The 413-nt window shown below is 65.6% G+C and carries 1 pseudogene; it reads left to right on the forward strand.

Going from position 1 to position 413, the window contains the following annotated elements:
- Positions 1–413 (forward strand): annotated as a pseudogene (locus EOA60_RS37135) (chemotaxis protein MotC); the annotation flags it as partial.

Here is a 413-nt window from a genome sequence, read left to right on the forward strand (position 1 = left end):
CGCCTGCTCAGCCCCGGCACACTGGTCGAGGAGGCAGCGCTTCGCCGCTCGGTCGGCCTCGCAGCGACACAAGGCGACGCCGCGCGCTTCGCGCTTGCCTCGACGCAATATGTCGCCGGCTATCTCTATTCCCCCTATGCCAGCCAGTTCGCCGATTCCTTCGTCTCCGGTGTGATTGCGCTGCACATGTCGATCAGCCAACACAAGCTCGCAGACATCACCTCGATGATGGACCCCGAGCGCGAGAAGGTGATTTATCTGCGCATCGCGCGCCGCGCCGCGATCGACGGGCTGAGCGACCTCTCCGCCTTCGCCTCGGCCCGGGCCGAGCAGGGCCGCAACGGCAAAGGCAATCAGGACGACCCGCGCGCAGTGCTCTATTCGAGCCTATCCACGGTGACATCGGCCACGAT

It is taken from the genome of Mesorhizobium sp. M1A.F.Ca.IN.020.06.1.1 (genome assembly GCF_004023265.1).
In the GTDB taxonomy this organism is placed as follows: Bacteria; Pseudomonadota; Alphaproteobacteria; order Rhizobiales; family Rhizobiaceae; genus Mesorhizobium.